Annotated in this window: 6 protein-coding genes; 2 read left to right on the top strand and 4 right to left on the bottom strand. The window is 70.9% G+C overall.

Features of this window, described 5'->3' with window-relative positions; translation table 11 throughout:
* The first annotated feature begins 240 nt into the window (after positions 1–240).
* The gene (locus ACH4FX_RS37165; RefSeq protein ID WP_398485898.1) at positions 241–1,866 is read left to right on the top strand and encodes an alpha/beta fold hydrolase; all 1,626 of its coding nucleotides are present in this window, start codon (positions 241–243) and stop codon (positions 1,864–1,866) included.
* Between the two features lie 23 nt (positions 1,867–1,889).
* Here ACH4FX_RS37165 and ACH4FX_RS37160 read toward each other — a convergent pair whose 3' ends face one another.
* From ACH4FX_RS37160 to ACH4FX_RS37145, 4 genes are read right to left on the bottom strand one after another with little or no spacing between them, the layout of a single operon-like run.
* Positions 1,890–2,753, bottom strand: a complete 864-nt coding sequence (locus ACH4FX_RS37160; RefSeq protein WP_398485897.1) for an amino acid ABC transporter permease — start codon at positions 2,751–2,753, stop codon at positions 1,890–1,892.
* Entirely contained in the window at positions 2,750–3,394 is a 645-nt protein-coding gene (locus ACH4FX_RS37155) for an amino acid ABC transporter permease (protein WP_398485896.1), read from the bottom strand. The genes ACH4FX_RS37160 and ACH4FX_RS37155 overlap by 4 nt, the downstream gene beginning before the upstream one ends.
* Before the next feature lie 15 nt (positions 3,395–3,409).
* Positions 3,410–4,324: a glutamate ABC transporter substrate-binding protein gene (locus tag ACH4FX_RS37150; RefSeq protein WP_398485895.1), complete on the bottom strand. Its 915-nt coding sequence runs from the start codon at positions 4,322–4,324 to the stop codon at positions 3,410–3,412.
* A gap of 14 nt (positions 4,325–4,338) precedes the next feature.
* Positions 4,339–5,082, bottom strand: a complete 744-nt coding sequence (locus ACH4FX_RS37145) for an amino acid ABC transporter ATP-binding protein (protein ID WP_398485894.1) — start codon at positions 5,080–5,082, stop codon at positions 4,339–4,341.
* A gap of 216 nt (positions 5,083–5,298) precedes the next feature.
* Here ACH4FX_RS37145 and ACH4FX_RS37140 point away from each other — a divergent pair, with 216 nt between their 5' ends.
* A complete protein-coding gene (locus tag ACH4FX_RS37140) occupies positions 5,299–6,054 on the top strand; it encodes a GntR family transcriptional regulator (RefSeq protein WP_398485893.1) in 756 nt (251 codons plus the stop codon).
* The last annotated feature ends 11 nt before the right edge of the window (positions 6,055–6,065 follow it).

Here is a 6,065-nt window from a genome sequence, read left to right as displayed (position 1 = left end):
GGCCCGCGCGGGGGGGGGGGCGTCCGGGGGGCGGACACCCCCTCCGGGGTGGGGGGGCGGGCCGGGGGCCTCTGAGCCCGCGGGGCGCCGGGCCCGCGGGCGGGGCCCACCACCGGACGGCCCGGTCCCGGACCGCACCACGTTACCCATCCGTAACCTACCGACGGGTTACCAGCGGTAAGAGCGACACCTTACTCTCCAGTCACTTCAGTCCCCCTCCTGGAGCACCTGGAGCAGTAGATGTCGCCCTCCCGCACCACGCTGCGCACCGCCGTCGGCACCGTATCCGCGGCCGTGCTCGCCACCTCCACCCTCGCGGGCGCCCCGGCGGCGAACTCCGCCGCGACCGCGCCCCCGGCCGGCGCGCGCGGCGGCGCCACGACGCAACAGGACCTCGCCGCCCGCTTCCCCGACGTGCGGTTCGTCGACATCACCGGCGACGGCGGCATCACCCTCAAGGCCAACGTCTTCACCCCGGGCGACGCCGTACCCGGCCGCCGCTACCCGCTCGTCGTGCTGCCCACCAGCTGGGCCATGCCGCAGATCGAGTACGTCGCGCAGGCCAAGAAGCTCGCCGACGCCGGGTACGTGGTGGTCGGCTACAACTCCCGGGGCTTCTGGCAGTCCGGCGGGCAGATCGAGACGGCCGGTCCCGCGGACATCGCCGACGCCTCCAAGGTCATCGACTGGGCGCTGGCGCACACCCCGGCCGACCCGGCCCAGGTGGGCATGGGCGGCGTGTCGTACGGCGCCGGGATCAGCCTGCTGACCGCCGCCTTCGACCGGCGGGTCAAGGCGGTCGCGGCGCTGAGCGGCTGGGCCGACCTGATCGACTCGATCTACAGCGGACGCACCCAGCACCTCCAGGCGGCGGCGATGCTCGGCGGCGCGGGCGCGCTCACCGGGCGGCCCGGCCCGGAACTGACCGGCATCCTCAAGGACTTCCTCGGCTCCAACCTGGCCAAGGAAGGCGAGATGATCAAGTGGGGCGCCCAGCGGTCCCCGGTCACCTACCTCGACAAGATCAACGCCAATGGCGCGGCGATCATGCTGGGCAACGCCTGGGGCGACTCGCTCTTCCCGCCCAACCAGTACGCCGACTTCTACGAGAAGCTCAAGGGGCCCAAGCGGCTGGAGTTCCGGCCCGGTGACCACGCCACCGCCGAGGGCCTGGGCCTGCTCGGCCTGCCGAACGACACCTGGGACCACACCAGGCGCTGGTTCGACCACTACCTCAAGGGCGCCGACAACGGCGTGGACCGGGAGGCCCCCGTACAGCTGAAATCCCGCTCCACCGGCGCCTATGAGGGCTACAAGAGCTGGCAGGACGTCCCCTCCGGGAACCGCCGGATCGAGCTGAACGGCACCCACCGCATCCGCACCGGCCGGGACTCCGGCGCCAACGGCGGCACGATCTTCCTCTCCAGCCTCCTGGACCAGTTCCTCCGGCTGCCGCCGATGGCCTCGATCCCGCTGCTGCCGCGCTCGGCCGCCGCCGTGTGGCAGTCCGAGCGGTACGCGAGCGCCCAGCACGTACGCGGCACGGCGAAGCTGCACACCACCGTCACCAGCACCGCCGGGAGCGGCACCGGCATCGCCTACCTGTACGACGTCGGACCGCTCGGCGTCGGCAAACTGGTCTCGCACGCGCCGTTCACGTTCCACGGCAAGACACCGGGCACACCGTTCGGCGTGGACCTGGAGCTGTTCTCGACGGCGTACGACGTCCCGGCGGGCCACCGGCTGGCGGTGGTCGTGGACTCCGTGGACCCGCTCTACATCGAGCACAACCCGTCCGGCGCCGAACTCACCTTCTCCTCCCCCGCGAGCGACCCGTCGTGGGTGTCGGTGCCGGTGCGCGACTGAGCGCGGGCCGGGCGGCCGGGGCGTCAGCGCTGCTGCTGCGCCCCCGGCAGCAGGGTCCCCGGCTCCGGCGCGTTCACGTCCACCGCTTTCGTCTTCAGGCTGCGGCGCTGCCACTTGGCGACCCGGTACGCGCACCACGACAGCAGCATGCACATGCCGATGTAGATCGGCGAGATGATCAGGACGACCGGGATGAACGGCAGGTCGTAGTCGAGGTTGGAGGCGATCAGCTTGCCGGCGTGCAGGAACTCCTCGTAGGTGATCAGGAAGCCGAGCGAGGTGTCCTTCAGGGCCACCACGAGCTGACTGATGATCGTGGGCAGCATGGCCCGGACCGCCTGCGGCACCAGGACGTGCGTCATCACCTGCGTCTTGCGCATGCCCAGCGCGTACGCGGCCTCCCGCTGCCCGCGGTCGACCGAGTGGACGCCGGCCCGGAACACCTCGGCCAGCACCGAGCCGTTGTACAGCGTCAGCCCGGCGACCAGCGCGTACAGCGGCTCGGCCTTCAGGGCCACGTAGATGAAGAAGATCATGACCAGTACGGGCATCGCGCGGAAGAACTCCACCAGCAGCGTGCTCACCCGGCGGACCGGCGCATGCTCCGAGAGCCGGCCGGCGGCCAGCACCGCGCCGAGGACGAGCGACAGCACCGCGGCGCAGGCGAACGCCTTGAGCGTGTTGGCCAGCCCTTCGAGCAGCAGTTCCTGGATGCCCTTGTAGGCGAACGGCGACCACTTGCGGGCGCTGAACTGCCCGGTGTCGATGAGCAGGTACACGGCCCAGGCCAGGACGGCCAGGATCACCACGGTCGCGGCCGCCCCGTAGAGCCGGTGCCGGCGCCGGGTCTGCGGGCCGGGGACGTCATAGAGGGCGGTGGCGGTCATCGGGGAACCCCCCAGCGCTTTTCCAGCACGTTGAACAGCGCGCTGATGGACAGGGTCACGATCAGGTAGCCGACGGCGATCCAGACGAACGACCAGATGATGCTGTAGCCCAGCTCGTTGAGCGTCTTGTAGGTGCCGAGGAGTTCGACGACGCTGAAGGAGCCGGCGATCGCGGAGTTCTTGGCGAGCGCGATGAGCGTGGAGCCGATGGGCGGGATGACGGTGCGGAACGCCTGCGGCAGCACCACGTCGCCCAGCGTCTGCGCGAAGGTCATGCCGAGGCTGCGGGCCGCCTCGCCCTGCCCCACCGGGACGGTGTTGATGCCGGAGCGCACCGCCTCGCAGATGAAGGCGGAGGTGTAGCAGCCCAGCGCCAGCACGGCGAACACCTTGAAGGGCAGCACGACGCCGAAGCGCGGCAGCCCCAGCAGCACCGCGAAGAACAGCAGCGTCAGCGGGGTGTTGCGCAGCACCATCACCCACACGGTGCCCAGCGCCCGCAGCGAGCCGACCGGCGCCACCCGGAAGCCCGCCATCAGCACCCCGACGACGAGCGCGAGCAGCGAGGCGAAGACGGTCAGTTCGACGGTGCCGAGCAGGCCCTTCCCGTAGAGGGAGAAGTTGTCCAGGAGCACGTTCATGGGCGGTCCTCGTCCTCAGCCCGCCGGGTAGCGGTCGATGGCGGGCGGTTGCGGGGCGGGGACGCCGGACAGGCCCAGCGTCGCGTCGTACGCCTTCTTCCAGTCGCCGTTCTTCTCGTGGGCGGCGAGGGCGTCGTCCAGCGCGAGGCGCAGCGCGGTGTCCCCGCGCGGCACGCCGATGCCGTACGGCTCCTCGGAGAACGGCTTCCCGGCCAGCTTCAGCTCGTCGGGCACCTTGGCCGCGTAGCCCATCAGGATCGCGTCGTCGGTGGTGACGGCGTCCACCTGGTACGTCAGCAGGTTGTCCACGCACACCGAGTACGTGTCGTAGGCGACCAGGTCGGCCTCGGGGTAGTCAGCCTGGATGCGCTGGTACGGCGTGGAGCCGGCCGCCGAGCAGACCTTCTTGCCCGCCAGGTCCCGCGGCCCGTCGATGCCCTTCTGGTCCTTGCGCACCAGCAGGCCCTGCCCCGCCATGTAGTACGGGCCGGCGAAGCCCACCTGCTGCTTGCGCTTGGCGTTGATGGTGTAGGTGCCGACGTAGTAGTCGATCTGGCCGTTCTGCAGGGCGGTCTCGCGGTTGGCGGAGGCGATGGTCTTGAACTGGACCGTCTTCGGGTCGAAGCCGAGGGAGGCGGACAGCATCCTGGCGATCTCGATGTCGAAGCCGGTGTACGTCCCGGAGGCCGGGTCCCGCTCCCCCATGTACGGCTGGTCCTCCTTGGCGCCGACCACCAGCCGGCCCCGGCTCCTGGCCTTGCGCCAGGTCGCGGAGGCGGGCAGCTGGAATCCCGTGGCGGTCGTGTAGCGGGGCAGCTGGCTGCCCTTGGGGCCTTTGACGGGCGGGCTGCCGGACTTGCCGCAGCCGGCGGCCAGCAGCGCGACGGCGGTCAGCGCGAGCGCCGCGAGGGCGGTTCGGGTCTGGTGCATGGCGGCGCCCCCGGTCAGTGCTTGAGGATCTTGGAGAGGAAGTCCCTGGCACGGTCGCTCTCGGGCGCGGTGAAGAACTCCTCCGGCGTACGGTCCTCGACGATCCGGCCGTCGGCCATGAAGACGACGCGGTTGGCGGCGGAGCGCGCGAACCCCATCTCGTGGGTGACGACGACCATCGTCATGCCCTCCTGCGCCAGCTGCTGCATGACCTCCAGCACCTCGTTGATCATCTCCGGGTCGAGGGCGGAGGTCGGCTCGTCGAAGAGCAGTGCCTGCGGTTCCATGGCGAGCGCGCGGGCGATGGCCACCCGCTGCTGCTGGCCGCCGGAGAGCTGCGCCGGGTACTTGTCGGCGTGCGCCGCCAGGCCCACCCGTTCCAGGAGTTGGCGGGCCCGCCGCTCGGCCTCCTCCTTCTTGCGCCCCCGGACCTTGACCGGTGCGAGCATCACGTTGGCCAGCACGGTCTTGTGCGCGAAGAGGTTGAAGGACTGGAAGACCATGCCGACTTCGGCACGCAGCCTGGCCAGTTCCCGCCCCTCCTCGGGGAGCGGGTGGCCGTTCAGGGTGATGGTGCCGGACTCGACCGGTTCGAGGCGGTTGATGGTGCGGCACAGGGTGGACTTGCCGGACCCGGAGGGCCCGATGACGACCACCACCTCGCCGCGGCCGACGGTCAGATCGATGTCCTGGAGGACATGCAGTTTCCCGTAGTGCTTGTTGACCCCGCGCAGCTCGATCAGCGCATCACCGGCCATGTGCAGCCCTGCTCACTCTCATCCGTCCAGCCAGGACACCGCAACCTACCCGCACGAAACCGGGCCTTCTCCGCTGACACGCACAGATGGCATGACAACCCCCGATTACCGGAGAAAATGTCCACGCGTGCCGGGTACGGGGACGGCCGGGCGGACGGCCGCCCCGCCGCCCTTCCCTAGGTACACAGAGCCTGCCTGCGTACCTAGCCTGTGGTCATGGGTGACAACCGACCTGTCTTCCAGCGCATCGCCGACGACCTGCGCCGCCAGATCGACGAAGGGGTGCTCCCCGTCGGCGCGCGCATCCCGTCCCGCTCCGAGCTGAAGCGGGCGTACGAGGCCAGCGACCAGACGGTGGACCGGGCGGTCCGCGTCCTGAAGGCCGCCGGCTACGCGGAAGGCCAGTTCGGTCGCGGGGTGTTCGTGGCCGACCGGGCGCCGATAGGCACCCTGCTGCGGTCCACGGGCGCCGTCGACTCCCCGTTCGCCGCCCGGATCACCCTGGAGGGCTCGCCCGACGGCGCGCCGCTGACCTGGGAGGCGTCCTCGACGACGGACGCCGCGTCCGACCGGGTGGCGCGGCGGCTGTGCATCGTGCCGGGCACCGGCGTGGTCCGGTCGGTGTACGAGTACCTGGCCAACCGGCAGCCGGTGCAACTCGCCACGAGCTGGGAGCCGCTCGCCATCACCGAGGGCACGGACGTCGTCTTCCCGGAGTGCGGGCCCTATGCCCGGCGTGGCGTCCGGGGGCGCATGGCGGCCATCGGCATCCGGGTGGTGCGCGCCGAGGAGCGCGTGGGGTCCCGGCCCGCTTCCAGTGCCGAGGCGGAGGCACTGGGCTGTTCACCCGGACAGTGCGTGACGGTCGTGGAACGCACCCACTTCGACGCGGACGGACGGGCCGTGGAGACCTCGGACATCGTCGTCCGGGCCGACCGGTGGCGGCTCGCGTACGACATCGGGTTCGTCTAGGCCGGGTCTTC

The sequence above is a fragment of the Streptomyces sp. NPDC018019 genome (assembly GCF_044327805.1).
Taxonomy (GTDB): domain Bacteria; phylum Actinomycetota; class Actinomycetes; order Streptomycetales; family Streptomycetaceae; genus Streptomyces.
This window is presented reverse-complemented; position numbering and strand designations above follow the sequence as displayed.

Excerpts from the sequence above, each read along its gene's own strand:
- ACH4FX_RS37150 (WP_398485895.1), bottom strand. The coding sequence starts at position 4,324 with ATGCACCAGACCCGAACCGCCCTCGCGGCGCTCGCGCTGACCGCCGTC.
- ACH4FX_RS37140 (WP_398485893.1), top strand. The coding sequence starts at position 5,299 with ATGGGTGACAACCGACCTGTCTTCCAGCGCATCGCCGACGACCTGCGC.
- ACH4FX_RS37155 (WP_398485896.1), bottom strand. The coding sequence starts at position 3,394 with ATGAACGTGCTCCTGGACAACTTCTCCCTCTACGGGAAGGGCCTGCTC.
- ACH4FX_RS37145 (WP_398485894.1), bottom strand. The coding sequence starts at position 5,082 with ATGGCCGGTGATGCGCTGATCGAGCTGCGCGGGGTCAACAAGCACTAC.
- ACH4FX_RS37160 (WP_398485897.1), bottom strand. The coding sequence starts at position 2,753 with ATGACCGCCACCGCCCTCTATGACGTCCCCGGCCCGCAGACCCGGCGC.
- ACH4FX_RS37165 (WP_398485898.1), top strand. The coding sequence starts at position 241 with ATGTCGCCCTCCCGCACCACGCTGCGCACCGCCGTCGGCACCGTATCC.